General features: G+C 45.3%; 20 protein-coding genes. 14 read left to right on the forward strand and 6 right to left on the reverse strand.

The window, feature by feature from the left end; all coding sequences use genetic code 11:
- The first annotated feature begins 42 nt into the window (after window positions 1-42).
- Window positions 43-930: a cation diffusion facilitator family transporter gene (locus MKX40_RS15310; RefSeq protein ID WP_339242850.1), complete on the forward strand. Its 888-nt coding sequence runs from the start codon at window positions 43-45 to the stop codon at window positions 928-930.
- A gap of 127 nt (window positions 931-1,057) precedes the next feature.
- Here MKX40_RS15310 and MKX40_RS15315 read toward each other — a convergent pair whose 3' ends face one another.
- The 3 genes from MKX40_RS15315 to MKX40_RS15325 all read right to left on the reverse strand — a co-directional run bounded on the left by MKX40_RS15315 (window position 1,058) and on the right by MKX40_RS15325 (window position 2,318).
- Window positions 1,058-1,528: a ferritin-like domain-containing protein gene (locus MKX40_RS15315; protein WP_339242851.1), complete on the reverse strand. Its 471-nt coding sequence runs from the start codon at window positions 1,526-1,528 to the stop codon at window positions 1,058-1,060.
- A gap of 93 nt (window positions 1,529-1,621) precedes the next feature.
- A complete protein-coding gene (locus tag MKX40_RS15320; RefSeq protein ID WP_339242853.1) occupies window positions 1,622-2,080 on the reverse strand; it encodes a hypothetical protein in 459 nt (152 codons plus the stop codon).
- 52 nt (window positions 2,081-2,132) lie between these two features.
- Window positions 2,133-2,318 carry a hypothetical protein gene (locus MKX40_RS15325; protein WP_124114832.1) on the reverse strand — a complete coding sequence of 62 codons (186 nt, stop codon included), beginning with the start codon at window positions 2,316-2,318 and terminating at the stop codon, window positions 2,133-2,135.
- 288 nt (window positions 2,319-2,606) lie between these two features.
- Between MKX40_RS15325 and MKX40_RS15330 the strand changes: the two genes are divergently transcribed.
- A complete protein-coding gene (locus tag MKX40_RS15330; RefSeq protein ID WP_339243087.1) occupies window positions 2,607-3,329 on the forward strand; it encodes a DUF421 domain-containing protein in 723 nt (240 codons plus the stop codon).
- A gap of 83 nt (window positions 3,330-3,412) precedes the next feature.
- Here the strand turns inward: MKX40_RS15330 and MKX40_RS15335 are convergent, their stop codons facing one another.
- Complete coding sequence (locus MKX40_RS15335) at window positions 3,413-4,774, reverse strand: alkaline phosphatase (RefSeq protein ID WP_339243089.1); 1,362 nt, start codon at window positions 4,772-4,774, stop codon at window positions 3,413-3,415.
- 316 nt (window positions 4,775-5,090) lie between these two features.
- On the opposite strand from MKX40_RS15335, the gene MKX40_RS15340 reads away from it, so the two are divergent.
- From MKX40_RS15340 to MKX40_RS15370, 7 genes are all read left to right on the forward strand, one after another.
- Window positions 5,091-6,905: a family 43 glycosylhydrolase gene (locus MKX40_RS15340; protein ID WP_339242855.1), complete on the forward strand. Its 1,815-nt coding sequence runs from the start codon at window positions 5,091-5,093 to the stop codon at window positions 6,903-6,905.
- A 265-nt stretch (window positions 6,906-7,170) separates the two neighbouring features.
- Entirely contained in the window at window positions 7,171-7,497 is a 327-nt protein-coding gene (locus tag MKX40_RS15345; RefSeq protein ID WP_339233570.1) for a metalloregulator ArsR/SmtB family transcription factor, read from the forward strand.
- A 47-nt stretch (window positions 7,498-7,544) separates the two neighbouring features.
- The gene (locus tag MKX40_RS15350; RefSeq protein ID WP_339233572.1) at window positions 7,545-8,867 is read left to right on the forward strand and encodes an arsenic transporter; all 1,323 of its coding nucleotides are present in this window, start codon (window positions 7,545-7,547) and stop codon (window positions 8,865-8,867) included.
- A gap of 24 nt (window positions 8,868-8,891) precedes the next feature.
- Window positions 8,892-9,311, forward strand: coding sequence for an arsenate reductase (thioredoxin) (gene arsC / locus MKX40_RS15355; RefSeq protein WP_339233575.1), 420 nt, complete (start codon window positions 8,892-8,894; stop codon window positions 9,309-9,311).
- A gap of 259 nt (window positions 9,312-9,570) precedes the next feature.
- Window positions 9,571-10,389, forward strand: coding sequence for a helix-turn-helix domain-containing protein (locus MKX40_RS15360; protein ID WP_339233577.1), 819 nt, complete (start codon window positions 9,571-9,573; stop codon window positions 10,387-10,389).
- A gap of 24 nt (window positions 10,390-10,413) precedes the next feature.
- Window positions 10,414-11,586, forward strand: a complete 1,173-nt coding sequence (locus tag MKX40_RS15365; RefSeq protein ID WP_339233579.1) for an MFS transporter — start codon at window positions 10,414-10,416, stop codon at window positions 11,584-11,586.
- A 237-nt stretch (window positions 11,587-11,823) separates the two neighbouring features.
- The gene (locus MKX40_RS15370; RefSeq protein WP_339233581.1) at window positions 11,824-12,792 is read left to right on the forward strand and encodes an ROK family protein; all 969 of its coding nucleotides are present in this window, start codon (window positions 11,824-11,826) and stop codon (window positions 12,790-12,792) included.
- A 184-nt stretch (window positions 12,793-12,976) separates the two neighbouring features.
- Here the strand turns inward: MKX40_RS15370 and MKX40_RS15375 are convergent, their stop codons facing one another.
- Window positions 12,977-13,762 carry an AraC family transcriptional regulator gene (locus MKX40_RS15375; RefSeq protein WP_339233583.1) on the reverse strand — a complete coding sequence of 262 codons (786 nt, stop codon included), beginning with the start codon at window positions 13,760-13,762 and terminating at the stop codon, window positions 12,977-12,979.
- 135 nt (window positions 13,763-13,897) lie between these two features.
- On the opposite strand from MKX40_RS15375, the gene MKX40_RS15380 reads away from it, so the two are divergent.
- Window positions 13,898-15,319, forward strand: a complete 1,422-nt coding sequence (locus MKX40_RS15380) for a family 43 glycosylhydrolase (protein ID WP_339233585.1) — start codon at window positions 13,898-13,900, stop codon at window positions 15,317-15,319.
- 108 nt (window positions 15,320-15,427) lie between these two features.
- Here the strand turns inward: MKX40_RS15380 and MKX40_RS15385 are convergent, their stop codons facing one another.
- On the reverse strand, window positions 15,428-16,342 hold the full coding sequence (locus tag MKX40_RS15385; RefSeq protein WP_339233587.1) for an AraC family transcriptional regulator: 915 nt from the start codon (window positions 16,340-16,342) through the stop codon (window positions 15,428-15,430).
- A gap of 250 nt (window positions 16,343-16,592) precedes the next feature.
- Here MKX40_RS15385 and MKX40_RS15390 point away from each other — a divergent pair, with 250 nt between their 5' ends.
- The 4 genes from MKX40_RS15390 (at window position 16,593) to MKX40_RS15405 (ending at window position 22,666) form a co-directional block, all read left to right on the forward strand.
- The gene (locus MKX40_RS15390; protein ID WP_339233589.1) at window positions 16,593-17,468 is read left to right on the forward strand and encodes a fumarylacetoacetate hydrolase family protein; all 876 of its coding nucleotides are present in this window, start codon (window positions 16,593-16,595) and stop codon (window positions 17,466-17,468) included.
- 20 nt (window positions 17,469-17,488) lie between these two features.
- On the forward strand, window positions 17,489-18,955 hold the full coding sequence (gene gucD / locus MKX40_RS15395) for an alpha-ketoglutaric semialdehyde dehydrogenase GucD (RefSeq protein ID WP_339233591.1): 1,467 nt from the start codon (window positions 17,489-17,491) through the stop codon (window positions 18,953-18,955).
- A 16-nt stretch (window positions 18,956-18,971) separates the two neighbouring features.
- Entirely contained in the window at window positions 18,972-20,948 is a 1,977-nt protein-coding gene (locus tag MKX40_RS15400; protein WP_339233594.1) for a YjhG/YagF family D-xylonate dehydratase, read from the forward strand.
- Window positions 20,949-21,010: 62 nt separating this feature from the next.
- Window positions 21,011-22,666: a glycoside hydrolase family 43 protein gene (locus MKX40_RS15405; RefSeq protein ID WP_339233596.1), complete on the forward strand. Its 1,656-nt coding sequence runs from the start codon at window positions 21,011-21,013 to the stop codon at window positions 22,664-22,666.
- The last annotated feature ends 73 nt before the right edge of the window (window positions 22,667-22,739 follow it).

Below are 22,739 nucleotides of genomic sequence, written 5' to 3' on the forward strand. Positions count from 1 at the left end.
TCATAGTCGTGCTAGAAATGAAGATTGCAGGAGGATGTCATTGTGGATCAACTAAAATACGATAATCTAAAGCTGGGGGAGCGCGGAGCCATCATCAGCATTATCGCCTACATATGTTTGACCTTATTAAAACTGATCGTTGGCAATATGGCCGGATCAGAAGCGCTTAAGGCGGATGGATTAAACAATGCTACCGATATTGTGGCCTCCATAGCTGTACTAATCGGTTTGAAGCTTGCCCAACGCCCAGCCGACAAAGATCATACCTATGGTCACTGGAGAGCAGAGACCGTTGCGTCCCTTGTTGCTTCTTTTATCATGATGGCAGTAGGTTTACAAGTATTGTTTGAAGCCATCAGTTCTGTGTTCCAGGGTACACATGAATCTCCGGATATCATCGCCGCGTACACAGGTATTTTCTGCGCGGTTATTATGTATCTGGTCTATCGATATAACAAGAGACTTGCTACACGTATCAAAAGTCAGGCGGTCATGGCTGCAGCGCGAGATAATATCTCCGATGCCTGGGTGAGTACCGGTGCGGTCATTGGAATCGTGGGTTCCCAGTTCGGCCTTCCATGGTTGGACCCCGTAACGGCTGTTATCGTAGGTTTCCTGATCTGCAAGACCGCTTGGGACATTTTCAAAGAAGCCACACATCATCTGACCGATGGTTTTGATGTTGAACTGATTCAAGAGTACAAAAAGACGATTGCCGGAATAAACGGTGTAGAGAAGGTCAAAGACGTAAGAGCACGCAATTATGGCAATAATGCTGTCGTGGATGTTGTTATCACCGTACATGCTGAGCTGGATCTTCAACAAGCACACGATATCTGTACAGACGTGGAGAACGAGTTAATGGAGGAGCATGACGTATACACCGTTCACGTTCATGTGGAACCTGATATGTTGAAAGAATGCATATAAGATTTAGATTTTAAATGAGAAATTCAGCAAAGCAAAAAACCAGTGAGCTTTAATCATTCACTGGTTTTTTGCTGATTTCAATTGTGTTTCTGTGAAGGAATCCACGCGTTAATTATTCCATACCTGACTATCTCGGCAGATTGTAAGTAATCAGATTGTTATATTTATCCGCATGTTTCTGTTCGTCCAGAATGATTCCCCAGACCGTGTCTTTATATATGCCATAAGGGAGACCAAACCATATTCTCCGATACTTTTCCACGGCCGCCAATTCACCTTGAAACGCCTGTTGCAGCCCGCCTAGATAAGAAGTGACCTTCTCAACCGGCTCATTACTTACGCCCGAAATCTCCTGACCTGTCAGATCCTTGTACATTTGCCGATACATTTGATTATGTCCACGTTCATCATTACGGATGCTCGTGATGATGGTAGCCTGATTGGCATCAGGTGATAACTGAATCAGTGAATCATAGAACATCTCATCGTTTCGTTCTCCCTGCACAGCGGATTTGATTAATTCAAGTGCTTCGTCTGTTGATGTTGCCCATACCGGAGTAAAAGTGTACCTGTAACCATAAGGATATGCCACATACATTACGAATCCCTCCAAGACGAATATGAGTTAACATATGCACGTATGCCCATCCGCGTTAACCCATAACTGTTTTGTATGTGTGCGTTAAACTTTTCAGACCGGGTTTTGATCGCTGTGTAGATGTTTCAATAACACGCCGTACCCGTAAGCCAGCACAAATGGCAAGAGATAGGACAAGAAAGTCCAAAAGATGTTCCAACCGTTAAAATAGATCACATGCCCCAGCATTTTAGCAATCCATTCTATGAATGTCAGTGATAAGGAGGCCGCAAATATGGCTGCCCATGGCTTCGCCCCTTTTACTAAAATGGCATACATCATCAGGCATCCGGCAATTGGATAGATTCCGAGGTCCATAGGGAGAGCGGCAAAAGACTGGTTGCGAGTGTTCGGCAGTATGTTCCAGAAATAATTAAACCCCACGTTGTTGATACAAGCGGCAATAGCCACACCCAGTGGATAATAAATAACGAGGATTTTAACGTGTCGTCGCAAAACCCACACGCCCAACAGAATGGGAAGAATCATACCCAAAAGCAAATTTCCTAACATTTATTTTTCCTCCAAAGCTAGTTACTTCAATTATGGATTTTCATGCCTTAAATCAGTCCGTCGTTTTCTTCTCCATAAGACGATCCATTTGATCTGACAGAGCATTTAATTTTTTATCATAATGCTTGTACGTATAGTATCCAATGATTGCTTTGACCGTAAAAAAGAGTATCGCGGCAATAACAATCAATATATAATTGTGGGCAATCTGCCTCAACCAGTCGTTAACCGCATTCATCGGATTTCTCTCCTTCAACACATAGATGGTTAAGTTAGAGTACCCATCTTCATGGGAAATAATGCATGGTTATACGGGAGCGAGAACGAACCCAAACGGAAATAAAATCGCCACACCCTCTATAAAATGGTCCGCGTTTTGTTCCAAACTGATTTCATGTTCATATCATTTTTCTCATATTAACGGATCATGTTGTTTTGTTTCATTTTGTAATGCATAAGGCAACATATTTGAGGACAATTGGGTGAATACTTAAAAGAGTTCCATAATTGTCTAACACGCGAAAGGGTGCTTGTATTGTACGAACATGTTATTATCTTCATCCGTAGTATCTTTGCCTTTATGCTTTTATTGGGAATTGCTCGCATATTGGGAAAACAAACGTTGTCTGATATGAACTTCCATGAATTTGTCACCGCAGTCATCATGGGAGCCATAGCTGCCAATCTAGCTTTTAACGAGAAAATAGAAGTCACACATCTGATTATTTCTCTAATTGTTTTTACCGGAACCTCTTATCTGTTATCTAAATTAAATCTGAAAAGCAGAAAAATCCGTCTACTGGCAGAAGGTTCACCTACCGTATTAATTGAAGGTGGCAAAATCCTTGAAAATAATCTCGCCAAGAATAAACTGACATTGGATTCCTTAAACCAAATGCTAAGACAGAAAGACATTTTCAATATGGAGGAAGTAGAGTACGCCTTACTCGAAGTGAATGGACAAGTTTCAGTCATGAAAAAAAACAAATATAGAACGGCTACGGTTGAGGATGTTCATAGGAAGGTAGAGTCCAAACCTGAACGCATGCCTGTGGAGTTAATTATGGACGGAACGATGTTAAGCAAGAATCTAGAACTAAATGGCATATCAGATAAGCAATTAATGCAACAGCTTGAATCGAAAAGCAAGAACATAAACGATGTATTTTATGCTGTAAAAGGAAGCGACGGCAGGATCTATATCGATTATTATGAGGATCAAATCAAACATCCCATTGATGTCGAGTGACACCATCAGAAATGAAAAAAATTCCCTTCTCTTCAGATGAAAGAAGAGAAGGGATGATCATAAATTACCGAATTATGGTGAAATTATTGGTGCTTGCTGAGGATATCAAATATGATCTTGGCATTATCTGTGTTGTCGATCAAACCGGCGAAGCGATGACTTGCCGGGCCGTAGGCATATACAGGAACATCCTCCCCTGTGTGTCCACCTGTGGTCCAGCCCGTAAACGAACGGCTATTAATAATGGCTTCAATGGCATTATCAATCTTCGTTACATCTGCACTTTTGGCTGCTTCTTTCACCGATTGAATCTCTTCCGGCTTCAACTCCAGTTTCAGATAACTTTTCAGTGTTTCTTCAATCGAAGCACCTTTCGCAATCTGTGCTGCCATAAAGTCTGGTGTTCGCAGTGCAGCTTTGATCGGGTCTACGAAAAAGTTGTATTCTCCGTCTTTTCCAAGCGTAAGTCCGCCTGTGGAGTGATCGGCAGTAGCCACGACAAGGGTTTCACCATCTTTTTTGGCAAAATCAATAGCTGCCTGAAATGCTGCTGCGAAATCTTCCATTTCACTCATCGCGCCAACGATATCATTATCATGTCCTGCCCAGTCGATCTGGCTGCCTTCAACCATTAGGAAGAACCCTTTATCGTTCGAACTGAGGCGATCAATCGCTGTATTGGTCATCTCAGCCAATGATGGCGTTGCAGCAGTACGATCTATCATCTTGTCCAATCCTCCATCGGCAAACAGTCCAAGAACTTGTTGATTCTTATCAGCGAGGAGAGCGGAACGATCCGTCACATAGCTGAATCCGGCCTTCTGGAACTCCTTCGTCAGGTCCCGACCCTCGCGTACAAAATTGGATTTCCCTCCACCCAGAAGTACATCCACCTTATGCTTACCATTAATCAACTCATCATAATAATCGTCCGCAATGGCATCCATATTTTTTCGACTGATATCATGGGCACCAAATGCAGCTGGTGTGGCATGAGTGATCTCCGACGTAGCCACGAGTCCGGTGGACTTACCGTTTTCTTTGGCCTGCTCAAGTACGGTTTTGACTTCCTTCTGCTCAGGGTCAACCGCAATGGCCGCATTGTATGTTTTCACGCCCGCCGACATGGCCGTTGCTGCGGAAGCAGAATCCGTCACATTTTGTTTATCATCATCCGGATAGGTCATTTGTGCCCCAACCAGATAAGGGTCAAATACGGTTTTGTCCATGCCCTTCGTTGAAGGATCATCCTTCATATAGCGGTAGGCCGAAGTATAAGAGGTCCCCATGCCATCCCCAATGAGGAAGATGATGTTCTTGATTTGTTTTTTCTCCACACTTACAGCTTGAACGGCACTTGCTTGTCCCGCAGACAAGAGAGTAGAAGCCGATACAGCCAGAGTCAGCGCTACCGCTGGTAATACTTTTTTGGATAATTTCACAATGATTCCTCCTCATCATATCTCGAAAACAAAAATGAATGCATGAATCTATATTCATTTGTTCATCATTAAAAAGGTTAGCATTCAATTGTAAATGAAAACCAAGAATTTTGTATACCTGAGGTAAAATAAACAAAATAAGGCGATGTATTGGACAATAGGGTTCCAGCGAAAGATTCACATGATCTACAACAGACGAGATTATAAAAATATACTCATTCCACTATTTTTGAAGTATGATACAACATAAGTAGAACGCTTTCATTTTTCAGTTAAAGTAAATCATTTAAACTCAATCTCATTTCAGGAGGCTTTTCCATTGACCACATCATCTTCAAATTATAATGGGTATCTATTTGTACATTTTATTGGCGAACAACCAGATGGAGAGCAGGTTTATTTCTCCTATAGCGAGGATGGTCTTCACTGGAAGGATCTTAATGGCGGATCACCTGTGCTGTTTTCTGACCTTGGAGAAAAAGGAGTACGGGACCCGTTTCTGATTCGTTCAGTCAAGGAAAATAAATTCTATCTGATTGCTACAGATCTGCGCATCGCAAGCGGCAAAGGATGGACTCATGCCGTTAATGCCGGGAGCCGGGACGTAATTATATGGGAATCCAGCAATCTCGTGAATTGGTCATCCCCCTGGAACGTTACATTAGGAGTTGAGGGAGCTGGTTGTGTCTGGGCGCCCGAAGCGGTGTATGATGAAACAACAGATGAGTTTCTCGTATTTTGGGCTTCTGCAACGCAAGAGCCTCAGGAGCAAGAACGAAAGCAAAAAATATACAGCGCTCGCACAAAAGACTTTCGTACGTTCTCCGCATCGGAAAAATACATTGAGCGGGATAATCATATTATTGATACAACGATTCTTCCTTCGGGTGGTTGTTACTATCGATACTCCAAGGATGAAACAACCAAAAACATACGGGTAGAAAAAGGAGACTCTCTCGACAAAGAAGCGTTTGTTCCGCTGCAAGCCCCGATTCTGGAGGCTGTGGCAGGTGTGGAGGGACCTCAGATATTTAAATTCAATGACCGGGAAGAATGGTGCCTGATTGTTGATCGATTTGCTGAAGGCAAGGGTTATCTTCCTCTGCTGACTACAGATCTGGGAAGCGGAGAATTCCGAATCGTTCCTGATGATGATTTTGATATGGGAAAGAACCAAAAGCGTCATGGAAGTGTCCTGCCCATCACAACTGAGGAGTGCAGCCGGCTTCTCGCGGCTTACGGGGATGGTCATCAGGTGCTTCCTGGACAATATGCCGATCCAGATGTCGCCAAGTTTGAGGATCGTTACTATATGTATCCGACAACAGATGGTTTCGAGGGGTGGTCGGGAACACAGTTCAAGGTGTTTTCTTCTTCAGATCTGAGGCATTGGCAAGACGAAGGTGTGATCCTTGATCTGGGGACAGAGGATGTCACCTGGGCAACCGGTAATGCCTGGGCACCGGCCATTGCAACCCGCAACGAAAAGTTCTATTTTTATTTCTGTGGCAAAATGCTGAATGGAGAGAGTGCCATCGGCGTTGCTGTAGCGGATACACCGATTGGGCCATTCCTGGCTGAGCCGCAGCCTTTGATCACAATGCAGCAGTTAAGACGTCTGGGTATCACCATGGGGCAAGCTATCGACCCTTCTATCTATACTGAAACGGATGGAAAATCGTATTTGCTATTCGGGAATGGACATGCTGCCATTGTGGAGCTTGGTGACGACATGACAAGTGTCTTAGAGGACACCATGAGCAATCTCTCAGGGCTCCATGATTTTCGTGAGGCGGTAACGGTGTTGAAGCGGGGCGGACTATACCACTTTACGTGGTCCTGTGATGATACGGGCAGTGAGAACTATCATGTGAATTACGGTACGTCAGAGCAATTATACGGTCCAATCACCTATCAATACCCGATTCTGAGCAAAAATGTGGAGAAAGGCATGCTGGGCACAGGTCATCATTGTATATTTAATGAGCCCGAAACTGATCAGTACCGGATAGCCTATCACCGTTTTGTCACGCCACTCTCCAGATTTTCCTCTGGAAAGGGTTATCATCGTGAAATATGTATTGATCTGCTTCTTTTCGGCAAGGACGGATTGATTCAGCCTGTTATACTCTAACATAAGACATTCATTTGAATCGTTATTTCATAATTGATCCAATATAAACGCCTGTCAAAAACTCGCTTTTAGCAGTGTTGACAGGCGTTTTTGACAATCATATCAATAAATCATATTTTGGAGGACATATACAGGAGTTGACACAGCTCGAACTGAGTTAAGCACCTTATTTTTCATGTCAAAGATCCCATGAATTATGTTGACTTCAAATTTTTAATATTATAATATAAGCATGCACTTATGCTTAACGGAAGGAGGAAGTGACATGGATTCCATTCAAAATGCAGCAGAAAAGATTAAATTGTTGGGCGATAAAACACGTCTTACGATCCTTACACTCCTCAAAGAACGAGAATGGTGTGTCTGTGAATTTGTAGAGATTTTAGACATGTCACAACCTGGAATTAGTCAGCATTTACGCAAGCTGAAGGATCAAGGCTTGGTTAAGGAGAATAAGCGTGGCCAGTGGGTATACTACTCTTTAAATGTAGAGAATACACCTTATATTAAATCTGTCTTGGAACTGATGCCGGACACGGCAACGATTCTTAAGTCTTTGAACAAAGAGAACTTTACATCCGTATGTAATTAATTTTTAATCAATATATAAGTATATTGTTATATACAAATATAAATCAGATGGCAGAACTGAAAGGGGGAAATATATTGTTTTCTACGCAGCTAGCGTGCATGATCTTTTTAATTACGCTAATCCTTGTCATCTGGCAGCCTAAGAACCTGTCCATTGGTTGGTCTGCTTGCGGCGGAGCAATTCTTGCTTTACTTGTGGGTGTGGTCGATCTTCATGACGTCTGGGATGTAACGCAAATCGTTTGGAATGCTACGCTTGCATTTGTCGCAATCATTCTGATTTCGTTAATTCTGGATCGTATCGGCTTTTTTGAATGGGCTGCCTTACATATGGCCAAAGCCGCTCATGGCAATGGTGTACGAATGTTTGTTTACGTCTCCATCCTGGGAGCAGTGGTTTCTGCTTTCTTTGCCAATGATGGAGGTGCACTGATACTGACACCAATTGTTCTAGCCATGGTACGTGCACTGAATTTTGATGAAAAGAGAGTATTTCCATTTATTATCGCCAGCGGATTTATTGCGGATACGACTTCCTTGCCGCTGGTTGTGAGTAACCTGGTTAACATTGTGTCTGCCGATTTCTTTGGTATTACGTTTATGGAGTACGCAGGAAGAATGTTTGTTCCGAATCTGTTCTCACTGGTGGCGAGTATTGGTGTACTGTATCTCTTTTTCCGCAAGAGTATTCCCAAACGATTTGATGCGAGTGAATTGAAACCTCCGGTAACTGCCATTAAGGATATGAAGATGTTTCGGTTGTCTTGGGTGGTATTAGCGGTTCTTCTCATTGGATACTTTACCAGTGAATTTCTCGGAATCCCCGTATCCTTTGTGGCAGGTATTGTCGCGATATTCTTCCTGATCATGGCTTCCCGGAGTTCTGCTGTACCGACTGCATTGGTTGTCAAAGAAGCACCTTGGGCCATCGTATTTTTCTCCATCGGCATGTATGTCGTGATTTATGGTCTACGTAATGTAGGCTTGACCGATCTGTTGGCCGTAGTCATTCAGGCTGTAGCAGATCAAGGATTGTTTGCTGCAACAATGGGTATGGGCTTTATCGCGGCAATCATTTCATCCCTGATGAACAATATGCCTACCGTGTTGATTGATGCACTTGCCATTGATGCAACGACAGCAACAGGGACTGTTCGAGAGGCGCTTATCTATGCCAATATTATTGGCTCGGACTTAGGTCCCAAGATTACCCCGATTGGTTCACTCGCGACCCTGCTCTGGCTTCATGTACTTAGCACCAAAGGTGTCAAAATATCATGGGGCACTTATTTCAAGACAGGTATCATAATCACCATTCCGACTCTGCTTATTACCCTAGTGGGTCTGTATCTGTGGTTAATCATTTTATAACTTAAATAACAAGGAGAGATAAACATGAGTAAAAAAACACTGTACTTCCTATGCACCGGTAATTCCTGCCGGAGTCAAATGGCCGAAGGCTGGGCCAAGAAATATCTGAGTGAAGACTGGGACATCTATAGCGCAGGAATAGAGGCCCACGGTCTGAATCCAAAAGCGGTTAAAGCCATGAACGAGGTTGATCTGGATATTTCGACTCAAACCTCGGACATCATTGATTCAGAATTGTTGAACAACGCTGATTTCGTAGTCACATTGTGTGGGGATGCCGCAGATAAATGTCCAATGACGCCTCCACATGTGAAGCGGGAACACTGGGGATTTGATGATCCTGCCAAAGCGCAAGGTACAGATGAAGAGAAATGGGCCGTATTCCAAAGGGTCCGTGACCAGATCGGGGAACGTATTAAAGCATTTGCCGAAACCGGAAAATAATACAACCCTGCCTGAGCAGGATAATTGAATGAATACCGAGAGAATGCCACGATAAGTGGCATTTTTTTGTTCAAAAAAAATGAACGTTTCATTCAGAAACGGTTCTTTGACTTCCCCATAAGCCCAACATAGAGTGAAGACAAGGATGATGGTTGATTTAGTTGATTTAACTATAAAAATGAGAAGCATATTCCCCTTGACTTTCCCCTGCACGGGAAACTATATACTCGCATTATATTAATAGATTGGAGATGATATGTTGTTCAAGATCAGTGCATTTTCCAGGCTAAGTAGGGTTTCGTTAAAAACACTGCGTTATTATGACCAGATTGGCATACTTAAACCGAGAAAGGTAGATCACGACACGGGTTACCGTTACTATTCCGCAGATCAGCTTCTGGAGCTCAACCGAATCCTCATTTATAAAGAATTGGGGTTTACGTTGCCACAAATCACACAATTGCTACAGGAACATATTACATTGGAGAATATTCAAGGCATGTTTCAACTGAAAAAAAGCGAAATTCAGCAGATTATCGATACAGAACAAGCTAAACTAGTCCGAATTGAGGAACGCTTGCAGCTTATGGAGGAAGAGGGGCACGTCGAAACTGGGCAAGAAATCCGAATCAAAGAGGAAAGTGCTCGGCAGTTTCTTTTTCAGACTGGGTACGGGGGGGATGAGGATATTCCGAGTTTATTTCGTCATTTTGATCAGTCATTAACCAAAGAAATACGTCAAATGATCCAGGGGCCACAGGTTGTTTTGTGGAGAGAAATCCCCGGACAAGAGGAAAAGTTCGAATTGGAAATAGGTTATTTCTTAACTTGTGAGCTGCAATTACCTCCATATCCATTTCAACTCCGGACTCTTCCTGCAGAGCCCATGATGGCCACCATAGCTTATCGTTCCAATGCCACCTTTGCCTGCAAAGCCTGTGTTCATTTAGCTACATGGATTGAGAAAAATAACTATCAGATCAAGGAAAACGAAGCGGGTAGGGAACTATATTTACCCTTATCTCAAGAACAAGATGCACAATTCATAGAAATACAGATCCCAATACTAAATAGATAACTGAAGAAGACGGAGTGGAGTATATTGAAAAATAAATGGATCATATATATCTTGGCGTTAACTGTTTTTCTGATCGGAACGCTTGAGTACATCATTACAGGAGTCATTGAAATGATCGCCTCAGACTTGAGCGTATCTACTTCCCAAGTGGGGTTACTGGTGACTGTATTCGCTCTGTCAGCCGCCATTATTGCCCCGATTCTCATTGCAATTACAATAAATATGGATCGCAAGAAGTTACTGTTGTCCACCCTCAGTGTGTTTATTGCCAGTAACGGGCTCATGCTTTTTAACCTTTCTTACGAAACTTTACTATGGGTACGAATAGTTCAAGGGGCTAGCGGAGGCATGGTTACTGTAGTAGCGATGGCCGTATCTACACGAATGGTTGAAAAAGAAAAGCGGGGCAATGCCATCGGCATCATTTTGATGGGGCTAAGCAGTTCGTTAGTGCTCGGTGTCCCAGTGGGTACATTTTTTAGTGAAAGGTTTGGATGGAGAGTTCTATTTGTATTGATTGGATTGTTAAGTGTTCTTCCATTACTTATTATCAACAAAAAGGTTCCGGTAATCAAAGAGGAAGAAAAGATCACCCTCAGAATGCAGCTCTCCATTTTAAAAAATCCACTCATTCTGACGGCCTTGCTTATTACATTATTGTATATCGGCGGCTATTCAACACTGTTCACGTATATCACGCCGTTCTTGCAAGCTACATCCACACTTACCATGACCGAGATCAGCGGTGTTCTGTTTCTCGCGGGAATTTGCAGCTTTGTCGGATCAAAAGTGGGCGGACAATTGGCAGATGCAAAGGGATCAAAGTTTACAATTGGTCTAGGCCTTCTGTTACAAGGCGTAACTCTTCTTTTGTTTGCTCTAGCTGGAGTTAATCTTGTGATGTTAATCTTGGTTTTAATGATTTTTATGTTAGCCACGTGGAGCATATCTCCGGCCCAGCAACTATATCTGGTTACACTGGCACCTCGTAATCCTGATATTGCCCTTAGCGTCAATACGTCGTTTATCCAATTTGGTTTTGCACTGGGATCTGGATTAGGCGGGATTGTGATCAGTCGTACATCAGTCCTGTACTTAAATTGGTTGGGTTTTGGAGCTGTAGGCATTGCTTTACTTCTTGTCATATTACTATTTAAGAACTTGAGAAGCAGGACGGAAACAACAGATCCAGTGTAATTTCAGGATGGTAATTGTTGCTTCTAAAGTACTTGGCTTTATTGAGATGCAATCATCGATTATATCTAAAATTAAAAAGATCTCTTCAGCATTCACTGCATAAGAGATCTTTTAGGTGTATGACAAAGTTATAATGAGAATCATAGTACATCATCATGGCCGAATAGAGCATGAGTTTATTAGCAAATTGCTGCTGTTTGTTCATCAATATCAAATTAAATGAGAGCGGAGATTATTATGCGAGAATATATCATCGGAATTGACTTGGGTGGAACCAACATTAAGTCCTCCATTTTCACCCTGGAGTTTCAAAAAATTCACGAAAGAAGCGACCCTACAGAGGCGGTAAAAGGACCGTTCCATGTATTAAACCGAATTGTACACATTATCCAAGAAATGCTGTCTTCTGAGGGGATTGAGCCAGCTTCTATTCTGTGCATGGGTATGGGCATTCCTGGATTATTAGATCCGGAGCAGGGACTATCCATATTTTCACCTAATTTTCCAGACTGGGAAAACATTCATGTCGTGAACTATATGAAAAAACATTTTGAATTTCCTGTTTACATCGACAATGATGTTCGGGTAAATCTGTATGGTGAATGGCAGTTTGGCGCAGGCACAGACTATAAAAACCTGATATTGATAACGTTAGGCACAGGTCTGGGATCTGGTATCGTCAATGACGGAAAGGTTATTTACGGTACTACATCGAGTGCGGGTGAAATAGGTCATATGAATATGTACCGGGAGGGTCGGCCTTGTCGTTGTGGAAGTTCGGGCTGTCTGGGGAGATACGTGTCTGCGGTAGGAATCGTCAAAACGCTCACAGACAAGCTTGAGGGAGGGCGCTCAAGCATGATTTTGAAGTGGGTGGAAGGGAATTTGACGGCAATTACTGCCCGTATGATCTCGGAAGCATACGATCTTGGCGATTCACTTGCAATTGAAGTTATGCATGAGACTGGTAAGATTCTCGGATTTGGTCTATCCAATGTAATCAATCTGTTCAATCCTGAAATGATTATTATTGGCGGAGGAATGTCGGCAGCCGGTGATCGATTGCTAAATACAGTGCGCGACACTGTTGAGAAACATGCGCTAAAGCTTTCATCCCATGCATGTAAAATAGTGCAAGCGAAATTAGGCGGGCAAGCAGGGATGATTGGTGCGGCTGCATATGCCAAAAACAAGATGTCATTATAAAGTATCACAATATGATAATAGATCAATTATGCTTGAGAATATGTCATTGCATTATACAGGCTAAAACCTTAACTTAAAATGACAGCAGAGAACGCTAACAAACTCGTTGACGTATACCTTTTGGATGGCTAAAAAGTTAAGTGTAACTGCCCATTGGACAGAGCGAGAGAGTGAGATTTATCTCTCATTCTGTTATGTCAGCCGAGTTCTTTATGTCGTTTATGAATCGCTTGGGTGATACACCCGTCATTTGTTTGAATTGCCTGCAAAAATGCTCGACATTACGATACCCGCACCTGTCGGCGATCTCTGCAACCGTATATTGATGATGTCTGAGGTACTCTTTAGCTAACCGAATTCGGCTATGAATTACATCCTCCATACACGACACCCCAAAGGAGTTCTTATATACAAGCTGTAAGTATCCCGGACTAATATTCATGGTTTTGGCCATGGCAGCAACTGTCCATGGGTGACTCGGATTATTGTGAATCTCTGTTCGAAGCTTCATCAGAGGATAATGCTGCGGGCCAATACTCTCTTGAACGCAAGACTCCAACAGCTTGTTGAACAGCGTTCGTAGTAAATAATCTATCGTTGATTCTCGGTTGTTTTTCTGGAAAGAATGCTCAGCAACAAGTAATTGAAACAGCTTGTGACAAAATTCAGGATCATCTAATGGAAATGGTTCGCCCTTCGGTAGGGAAGTTTCGGTTACATACATCTCATCACTTTCGAAACGAATCCAATCATTCACATATTGCTCCGTACAAGAGCGATAATATATTTTCTGATGAGGTGGATAGAGAACGGCACAATGAGGTGGATAATCTATCAATTTCCCGCCCACCCAGAACTGTGCAGGAGTCTGCGTAACAACTAACAGCCAGCAATCATGTCCTTCTGGAATATCAAACACAAACGGATGGTTATGGGCAGCATCATATTCGACGTAAAAAATCGTATTCATTGTTCTTCACCTTTACCATGCAGGTTATGGAATAAATAGAGACACTTATGGAACATTGTAGTTGTTCTCTATTATACGAAAGTAATCGTAAGTGTAATAGATGGTCTATCAATTTATATAAGGAGTGTGCATTGAATGAATAAACAAGGTTTGAATCCATACCTTCCATCCTGGGAATATGTCCCCGACGGCGAGCCTTATGTATTCAATGAACGAGTGTATGTGTATGGTTCACATGACCGTTTTAACGGACATGCCTTCTGTCTGAACGATTATGTATGCTGGTCTGCACCCGTGAATGACCTTGGGGATTGGCGAAATGAAGGGGTAATCTACCAAAAAACTGATGACCCCCTTAATCCAAATGGTCATATGTGCCTGTATGCGCCAGATGTTACGCGGGGTCCCGATGGACGGTATTATCTGTATTATGTGTTGGATAAGGTACCCGTTGTTTCGGTGGCTGTATGTGATACACCTGCTGGCAAATATGAATTCTATGGGTATGTACAATATGCTGACGGCACTCGTCTCGGCGAAAGAGATGGGGATGAGCCGCAGTTCGATCCCGGCGTGATGACTGAAGGACCGTATACCTATCTGTATACCGGTTTTTGTGCACCTGGAGACCCCTCAAGACATGGCGCGATGGCCACGATGTTAGGTTCAGATATGCTAACGATTGTGGAAGAACCCGTATTCGTAGCACCGAGCGAACCTTACAGTAAGGGCAGCGGTTATGAGGGCCATGAATTTTTCGAAGCACCTTCCATCCGCAAGAGAGGGGATACCTACTACCTCGTATATTCCTCTATCGTTATGCATGAATTATGTTATGCCACTAGCCTGTTTCCAAATAGAGGATTTACATATCAGGGCGTCATCGTAAGCAACTGTGATCTCCATATCGACTCCTACAAACCTGCTGAAAAACCCATGTATTATGGAGGCAATAACCATGGCAGCATTGTAGAGATCAACGGAGACTGGTATGTTTTCTATCACCGTCATACCAATGGTGACGCATTCAACCGCCAGGGCTGTATTGAGAAGATATCATTTGAAGAGGACGGCAGCATTCCTCAGGTGGAAATGACCTCCTGCGGCTCAAACGGTAGACCGTTGGAGGGAAGAGGCGAGTACCCTGCGTATCTTGCATGCAATCTTTTTACCCAAGAGGATCAAAGGTATACTGGGGGGTTCGGGGCAGGAGCCTGGCTGGACAGCCGATTTCCGAAGATCACCCAGGATGGAAGAGATGGTGATGAAGAGATCGGTTATATTGCCAATATGGTTGAATCTGCAACGGCAGGGTTTAAGTATTTTGATTGCAAAGGGATTCGCCAGGTCTCAATCAAGGTGCGTGGATATTGTAACGGGGTATTCGAGGTCAAAACAGTATGGGACGGTCCTGCACTGGGTACAATACCGGTACATTTCACTAATCATTGGAAACCCTATACAGCCGAGATTAATATTCCGGATGGTATACAGGCGTTGTATTTTACATATCGGGGTTCGGGAAGTGCGAGCCTCGCTGCATTTATTTTAGCGTAAAAGTTACAACAGAACATCGAATACCTGAGAAAGATAGAGCAGCTTCTGGACATCCAGTAGCTGCTTTTTGTATTGGTTAGCTTCATGCGGCTCAGAGATTGCTACATCTCAGTCATCTGAATGTGTGGCTTCACCATTCTGCTGCGAATGACTGCGAAATTCACTTGGCGCGATGCCTGTCCACCGCTTGAACTGGCGGCTGAAGTGCGCATTGGTCTTATACCCCAGCATCATCGCAATATGGTCTATGTTCAGGTCCGTTTGTTTTAACAAGCGCTGCGCTTCGTTCAGAAGGGTTTCCGATAGAAACTTACGCGGAGCGATGCCGTATACCTGCCGAAAAATACGATTAACCTGTGACGGGCTAATGCTCAGCGACTTGGCAATATCTTGAATCCAGGTTCGCTCGCTCTCCTGAATTTCCCCATGAAGATGGATATATCTCACCGAATCCTCAATGTGCTCAGCAATCTGATGGGCAATGGTTTCTTTTCTCGACAACGTAACGGATGCTTGCTGAGATAACTGTCCGACCAGGGAACCGAGCAGTTCGAACACAGCAGCATGCACCTTCATCTGTTTGGAAGAGGATAGCGAACTCGACAAATGCTCTGTGGCCAGATTATACAAGGTAGACAGGGAAGAGGACAGCCCCAGAGCCAAATTCGAATTTGCCGGATAATAGATGTCTTTGCAACGGTTGAGTTCTCTGCAAAAGGACGTATCCTGTACACTGAAATGCACGGAAAAGTATGTGAACCCCTCCGGTCCGGCACCCGTACAGGAATGCGTCATACCAGGGCGAATGAACAGAAGATCGCCTACAGTCTGACTGTATAACTGTCCGTTAACAACCATATTCATCTGGCCGTCCATCATCCAGTGCACTTCATACATTGAATGCTCATGAGATGGATACGTCCAGGTTGAATCCACTTTTCTTGCATGTAGCCCCAATAATTGAAAAGACATGCGAACATCAGGCAGACGACCCAAATACACGGCTTCCGAAAGCTTGGCCACAGCACCCCAACCTCCTTATCCTTCTATACTCCAACATCTTATCATTTCGTTGATATCCACTGAACTGAGAATACACACAGGGACGAGAGATGAGTACATCATCCTTGGTTCATCTAATCTAGATTTATCTTAACAGAAAAAAAATGCGTGAAAAGGGTAATTCGTTGGAGTGATTAGAACATCGTCACGAAACCTGGCTGGTGCTAAGGTAATATTATCAACCCAATAGGGAGAATGGGGGCAAGCTTGAATGCGAATTATTCGATTTCTGGACGGGCAACAAAAGTGGCTGGCAGCCGTTACGGATGATGAAAAAGCCTATCGTTTGCCGCAAGCCGATTTTATGACTTTGATCCATCAAGCAAAAGAACAAGGGATATCACCTGTTCAACTTATTGAAAGCGCTTTTAAACCATTAAACAAGCTGACGGATGATTGGACTACCTTGCATCTGATCACACCAGTGGATGCCCCGGAAGTATGGGCGGCAGGTGTTACGTATCAACGAAGCAGGGTAGCGAGAAATTATGAAGCGACGGATGGAAAAATGGATGCAACGACCTTTTACGATAAGGTATACGATGCGGAAAGACCCGAAATCTTCTTTAAATCCACGGCAGCACGAACGGTAGGTCCGAATGATGCCGTCACGCTCCGAAGCGACTCCACGTGGCAGATCCCGGAGCCTGAGCTTGGATTGGTGCTTGCGGGTGACGGAAGTATTGTAGGATACATTGCCGGTAATGACATGAGCTGCCGTGATATTGAAGGGGAGAATCCGCTGTATCTGCCACAAGCCAAAATGTGGCGCAACTCCTGCTCCATCGGTCCGGCTATCCGATTGACAGAAACGGTGCAGAATCCCTACGCATTCAGCATTGTCTGCGAAATTTATCGCGCAGGTGAACTGGTTGTTAAAAGCGAGGCAAACACAAGTGAATTAAACCGTAAGCTGGATGAATTGGTCTCTTTTTTAGCAAGGGACAATGATTTGTTTGACGGTACGGTTCTTTTGACAGGTACAAGTATTGTTCCCCCTAATGAATTCACACTTGAACCCGGAGACCGGATTGAAATATCCATTAGTGATATCGGGACACTCGTGAATTCTGTTATTTCAAACTAATCTATAAGGAGGATAAGGCTATGACCGCATTTCAAGTGGAGCAGACGTACAACAATTATATTAACGGAGAATGGGTGAAGGCCACATCTGGTGAGACCGAACCGAGCATCAATCCTGCAAATCGGAAGGAAGTTGTCGGCTATGTACCCACTTCCGGCGTAGAGGATTTGAACCGGGCTGTCGCAGCGGCGAAGGAAGCAGCAAAAAAATGGCGGAGATTATCGGGTGCAGAACGCGGCAACTATCTATTTCAGGCAGCAAATGTGCTGGAATGTCGGGCCGATGAAGTTGCAGAGGCGATGACCAGGGAAATGGGCAAAACACTTCCTGAAGCCAAAGGAGAGACGATGCGCGGTGTAGCGATCTTAAGGTATTACGCCGGAGAAGGCATGCGAAAAACAGGAGACGTTATCCCCTCGACAGACAGTGAAGCGCTGATGTTTACGACTCGTGTACCCCTTGGCGTAGTAGGAGTTATTGCCCCTTGGAATTTCCCTGTAGCCATTCCGATTTGGAAAATGGCTCCGGCCTTAATCTATGGCAATACAGTTGTGTTGAAGCCGGCTCAGGAAACTGCGGTCACTGCGGCTAAAGTCATGGAATGTTTTGAAGAGGCGGGTATCCCGGCAGGCGTTCTTAATCTGATTTGCGGCAGAGGCTCGGTGATCGGTTCAGCACTTGCCGAGCATCCTGATGTGGGTGGAATAACGTTCACGGGTTCCAATGAAGTGGGGAAACGGGTCGGTGCTGCAGCGCTAGCACGTGGGGCCAAGTATCAACTCGAGATGGGTGGCAAAAACCCGATCATCATTGCAGCTGACGCTGACCTGGATTTGGCTGTCGAAGCCACCATCAGTGGTGGATTGAAATCAACAGGGCAAAAATGTACAGCTACCAGTAAGGTCATCATTGAACGAAACGTATACGATGCCTTTAAAGAAAAACTGCTCTCGCAAATCCAGGAAATCCGGCTGGGTGACGGCATGTCTGCTGGAAGCTGGATGGGGCCATGTGCGAGTGAAGGACAACTCAATACGGTGCTGAGTTATATCCAAAAAGGTCAGGATGAAGGTGCCGTTCTGCTTGCTGGCGGAAAAAGAGGAGACGGTCCCGGACTGGAAGAGGGATTCTATGTGCAACCGACTGTATTTGAAGGGGTCGAATCCCATATGTCCATTGCCCGGGAAGAAATCTTCGGTCCGGTTCTGGCCTTAATTGCAGTAGATTCCCTGGAGGAAGCGATTGAAGCGGCGAATGACAGCGACTACGGCTTAAGTGCTTCCATCTATACTCAGAACGTAGGGGCGATGCTGTCCTTCATCCGGGACATGGATGCAGGACTTGTCAGAATTAATGCAGAAACGGCCGGCGTAGAGCTGCAAGCTCCGTTCGGTGGAATGAAGATGTCAAGTTCACATTCCAGAGAACAGGGGCAAGCGGCTATCGAGTTTTTCACCGCCATCAAAACGGTCTTCGTGAAGTCATAAACTGTGGGGGGCTATCATGCACGAACAGATTACGTCGATTATGGGGGAGAAGGCATCCAACTGCTTCGATATCATAGCACATGCTCCAGGGGCTGCCGGACGGCTGCCATTAACGGATGATTTACTGCGAAATGCTCCAAGTGGCGACTTGTTCGGCATGTCCCAGAATGTTGGAATGGGATGGAAACCTGGGGAATTGAACGGAAAACAATTTCTGATCTTAAGTACACAAGGCGGCATTCGCAACGAGGATGGTAGTCCCACAGCCCTCGGTTACCATACGGGTCACTGGGAGGTCGGTCTACTGATGAAAGCTGCCGCAGAAGAACTGTCAAGCCGGGGAGGAGTCCCGTTTGCCGGCTATGTCAGTGATCCGTGTGACGGCAGATCACAGGGAACGACCGGCATGTTCGACTCGCTTCCTTACCGGAACGATGCTGCCATGGTATTTCGCAGACTGATTCGCTCGCTGCCGACACGTAAAGGGGTGCTGGGTGTCGCTACTTGTGACAAAGGTCTTCCGGCAATGATGCTCGCGCTTGCCGGTATGCCTCAATTGCCTGGTGTAATTGTTCCCGGTGGCGTCACGCTTCCACCTACCGATGGAGAGGACGCCGGTAAAATTCAGACCATCGGTGCACGATACGTCAGCGGGGAACTTTCGCTCGAAATGGCGTCGGATTTAGGATGCCGCGCGTGCGCTACGCCGGGAGGAGGCTGCCAGTTTCTAGGTACCGCCGCAACAGCCCAGGTCGTAGCAGAGGCCATGGGTATGACAGTACCACATGCCGCGCTTGCACCTTCCGGGCAGCCCGTCTGGATTGAAATGGCGCGCCAATCGTCACGCGCACTCATCCATATGGAGTCTCAGGGAATGAGGATGGCAGACATCGTCACGGATGCATCCATTCGCAATGCCATGACCGTGCACGCTGCGTTTGGCGGATCGACCAATCTGCTTCTTCACATACCAGCGATAGCCCATGCGGCTGGTTTAACCGTGCCTACGGTACAGGATTGGATACAAGTCAACAAGAATGTTCCAAGACTGGTTAGTGCCCTGCCTAACGGTCCGATCTTTTACCCGACCATTCGCGTCTTTCAGGCCGGAGGTGTACCAGAGGTTATGCTTCACCTCAGACAGCTTGGTCTGTTGGATGAGTCTGTACCAACGGTTACAGGTACGTCATTGGGGCAGGTGCTGGATTGGTGGGAATCGTCGGAACGCCGTCATCTCATGCGGAAGCAGTTGAAAGAGCAGGACGGCATCGATCCGGACAGTGTCATCATGAGTGTAGAACACGCCCAACAGCTTGGCATCTCTTCGACCGTAACATTTCCAACCGGAAACATCGCTCCGGAAGGTTCTGTCATCAAATCCACCTCTATTGATCCTGCTGTGCTGGATGAGAATGGCGTGTACCGTCATCGTGGCAGAGCCAAGGTATTTACCACCGAACGCGAGGCGATCCGTGCGATTAAGACCGGAGGTATATCGGCTGGGGATGTGGTCGTGCTGCTCGGACGAGGTCCATCCGGAACCGGAATGGAGGAGACGTACCAGCTAACCTCTGCGCTTAAGCATTTGTCTTTTGGCAAATACGTGTCACTGATTACGGATGCCCGGTTCTCCGGTGTTTCCACCGGTGCGTGTATTGGTCATGTTGGCCCCGAAGCGCTGGCAGGCGGACCAATTGGCAAGCTGCGGAACGGAGACCTGATTGACATCGTGGTGGATCGGAACACGCTGGAGGGCAGCATTAACTTTATCGGAGAAGGAGAGATTGAGGTTTCGCCGGAAGAAGGTGCTCTCATCCTGGCACAAAGGACCTTCCATCCGGATATGCGGCCTGATGAAGCTTTGCCGGACGATACAAAGCTCTGGGCTGCGCTGCAATCTGTCAGCGGCGGAACATGGAGAGGCAATGTATACGATGTAGAGCGAATTGTAACTGCTCTGGAAGCCGGCAAAAAAGCGCTGGGCTGGTACTGATTTCTACCTTTCGTGTATCTGCTGTTGTACAGATTATCACTTTCATACCGGAGGTTTCTTCCATGAACAGTATCAAGAAAATGATCACCAATCCCATCCTCCCCGGATTTCATCCAGATCCGTCCATATGCCGGGCGGGAGAAGATTATTATATCGCCACGTCCACCTTCGAATGGTTCCCCGGTGTTCGCATACACCATTCGCGAGATCTGGTTCATTGGCGACCAATCGCTTCACCGCTGACTCGTGCAACGCAGTTGAACATGGAGGGCAACATTAACTCCGGAGGTGTATGGGCGCCATGTCTCAGTTATGACAACGGCGTGTTTTACCTGATCTACACCGATGTCAAAAGCCGGGTAGGCGCTTTTAAAGACACTCTCAATTACCTTGTGACAGCAACCGATATTGAAGGGCCTTGGTCCGAACCGATATATCTCAACAGTAGCGGTTTTGATCCTTCCCTGTTTCATGATGAGGACGGACGGAAGTGGCTGGTCAATATGATGTGGGATCACCGCAAGGGCAAAAACCGGTTTGCAGGCATCGTTCTGCAGGAGTACTCGGTTGGGGAGCAAAAGCTGGTCGGGCCAGCCAAGAACATTTTTGAAGGAACCGCTTTAGGATTAACCGAAGCACCTCATCTGTATAAACACAAGGACTATTATTATCTCATTACGGCTGAAGGGGGAACCGGTTATGAGCATGCGGTTACAGTAGCACGTTCCCGTACACTACAAGGCCCTTACGAGGTTGATCCAGCCAATCCGATCCTTACTTCATATGGCAGAACGGATTTGGCTCTGCAGAAGGCAGGCCACGGCAGTCTTGTTGAAACACATACCGGCGAATGGTACATGGCTCATCTGGTTGGACGACCCGTTCATCAAAAATATTGCATTCTTGGACGTGAGACCGCACTTCAGCCGTGTACGTGGAGCGAGGACGGCTGGCTGAGGCTTGCGAGCGGTAACCGGTATCCCGAGGTCCAGGTCATTGCACCGAAGATTACGGCACATCCGTTTGAACCGTTAGCTGAAATGGATCATTTTGATCAATCCGAGCTTCGGAATGACTGGAATACTCTTCGCATTCCACCCGACCCGACTTGGCTCAGCTTGTCGGAACGTCCCGGTTACTTGCGCTTGCACGGTATGGAGTCGATGAGTTCAACGCATAGGCAAAGCATGATCGCGCGAAGATTGCAAACGTTTGAGTGTGAAGCCGAAACAGCTCTGGAATTTGCGCCGGACAATCCACAGCAGATGGCAGGATTGATTTTGTACTACGATACCAAGGACTATCTCTATTTACGTGTAACTTATCATGAAGAGAAGGGGCTGTGCTTGGGAATAATTCAGTCCAAGTACGGGGTGTATGACGAACTGTTAGAGGATATTCCGCTAGAGTCGGTGAATACGCTTCGCTTAAAAGTAGTGGTTGATCATGATCGCGCCCGCTTTTACTATGCGTTAAACAAGGATTCATCCTGGAATCATGTAGGCGAGTGGGTTGATATCACACATCTGTGCGATGAATCTCCGGAGTATATTCGGTTTACGGGAACCTACATCGGACTTTGTGTGCAGGATCTCGGTGGAACTCGAAAACATGCCGATTTTGATTACTTTGTGTATAGAGAAACAAAGCATGAAGTGAATGCATTAAGCCATATAGATTCAGCGGATGGTGTGTCTGGAGAGTTATCAAGAAATTAGAAGATTGTGTGATATTGCCCAAATGTTATAAGGTGAACTCGTGATAAAATATTTCTATTCGGATAAAGCAGCG

This window comes from Paenibacillus sp. FSL R5-0517, from assembly GCF_037974355.1.
GTDB lineage: Bacteria > Bacillota > Bacilli > Paenibacillales > Paenibacillaceae > Paenibacillus.

Coding starts and splice junctions, on each gene's coding strand:
- MKX40_RS15390 (WP_339233589.1), top strand. CDS start 16,593: ATGCGAATTATTCGATTTCTGGACGGGCAACAAAAGTGGCTGGCAGCC.
- MKX40_RS15370 (WP_339233581.1), top strand. CDS start 11,824: ATGCGAGAATATATCATCGGAATTGACTTGGGTGGAACCAACATTAAG.
- MKX40_RS15325 (WP_124114832.1), bottom strand. CDS start 2,318: ATGAATGCGGTTAACGACTGGTTGAGGCAGATTGCCCACAATTATATA.
- arsC (WP_339233575.1), top strand. CDS start 8,892: ATGAGTAAAAAAACACTGTACTTCCTATGCACCGGTAATTCCTGCCGG.
- MKX40_RS15400 (WP_339233594.1), top strand. CDS start 18,972: ATGCACGAACAGATTACGTCGATTATGGGGGAGAAGGCATCCAACTGC.
- MKX40_RS15380 (WP_339233585.1), top strand. CDS start 13,898: ATGAATAAACAAGGTTTGAATCCATACCTTCCATCCTGGGAATATGTC.
- MKX40_RS15315 (WP_339242851.1), bottom strand. CDS start 1,528: ATGTATGTGGCATATCCTTATGGTTACAGGTACACTTTTACTCCGGTA.
- MKX40_RS15320 (WP_339242853.1), bottom strand. CDS start 2,080: ATGTTAGGAAATTTGCTTTTGGGTATGATTCTTCCCATTCTGTTGGGC.
- MKX40_RS15345 (WP_339233570.1), top strand. CDS start 7,171: ATGGATTCCATTCAAAATGCAGCAGAAAAGATTAAATTGTTGGGCGAT.
- MKX40_RS15405 (WP_339233596.1), top strand. CDS start 21,011: ATGAACAGTATCAAGAAAATGATCACCAATCCCATCCTCCCCGGATTT.
- gucD (WP_339233591.1), top strand. CDS start 17,489: ATGACCGCATTTCAAGTGGAGCAGACGTACAACAATTATATTAACGGA.
- MKX40_RS15350 (WP_339233572.1), top strand. CDS start 7,545: ATGGCAGAACTGAAAGGGGGAAATATATTGTTTTCTACGCAGCTAGCG.
- MKX40_RS15375 (WP_339233583.1), bottom strand. CDS start 13,762: ATGAATACGATTTTTTACGTCGAATATGATGCTGCCCATAACCATCCG.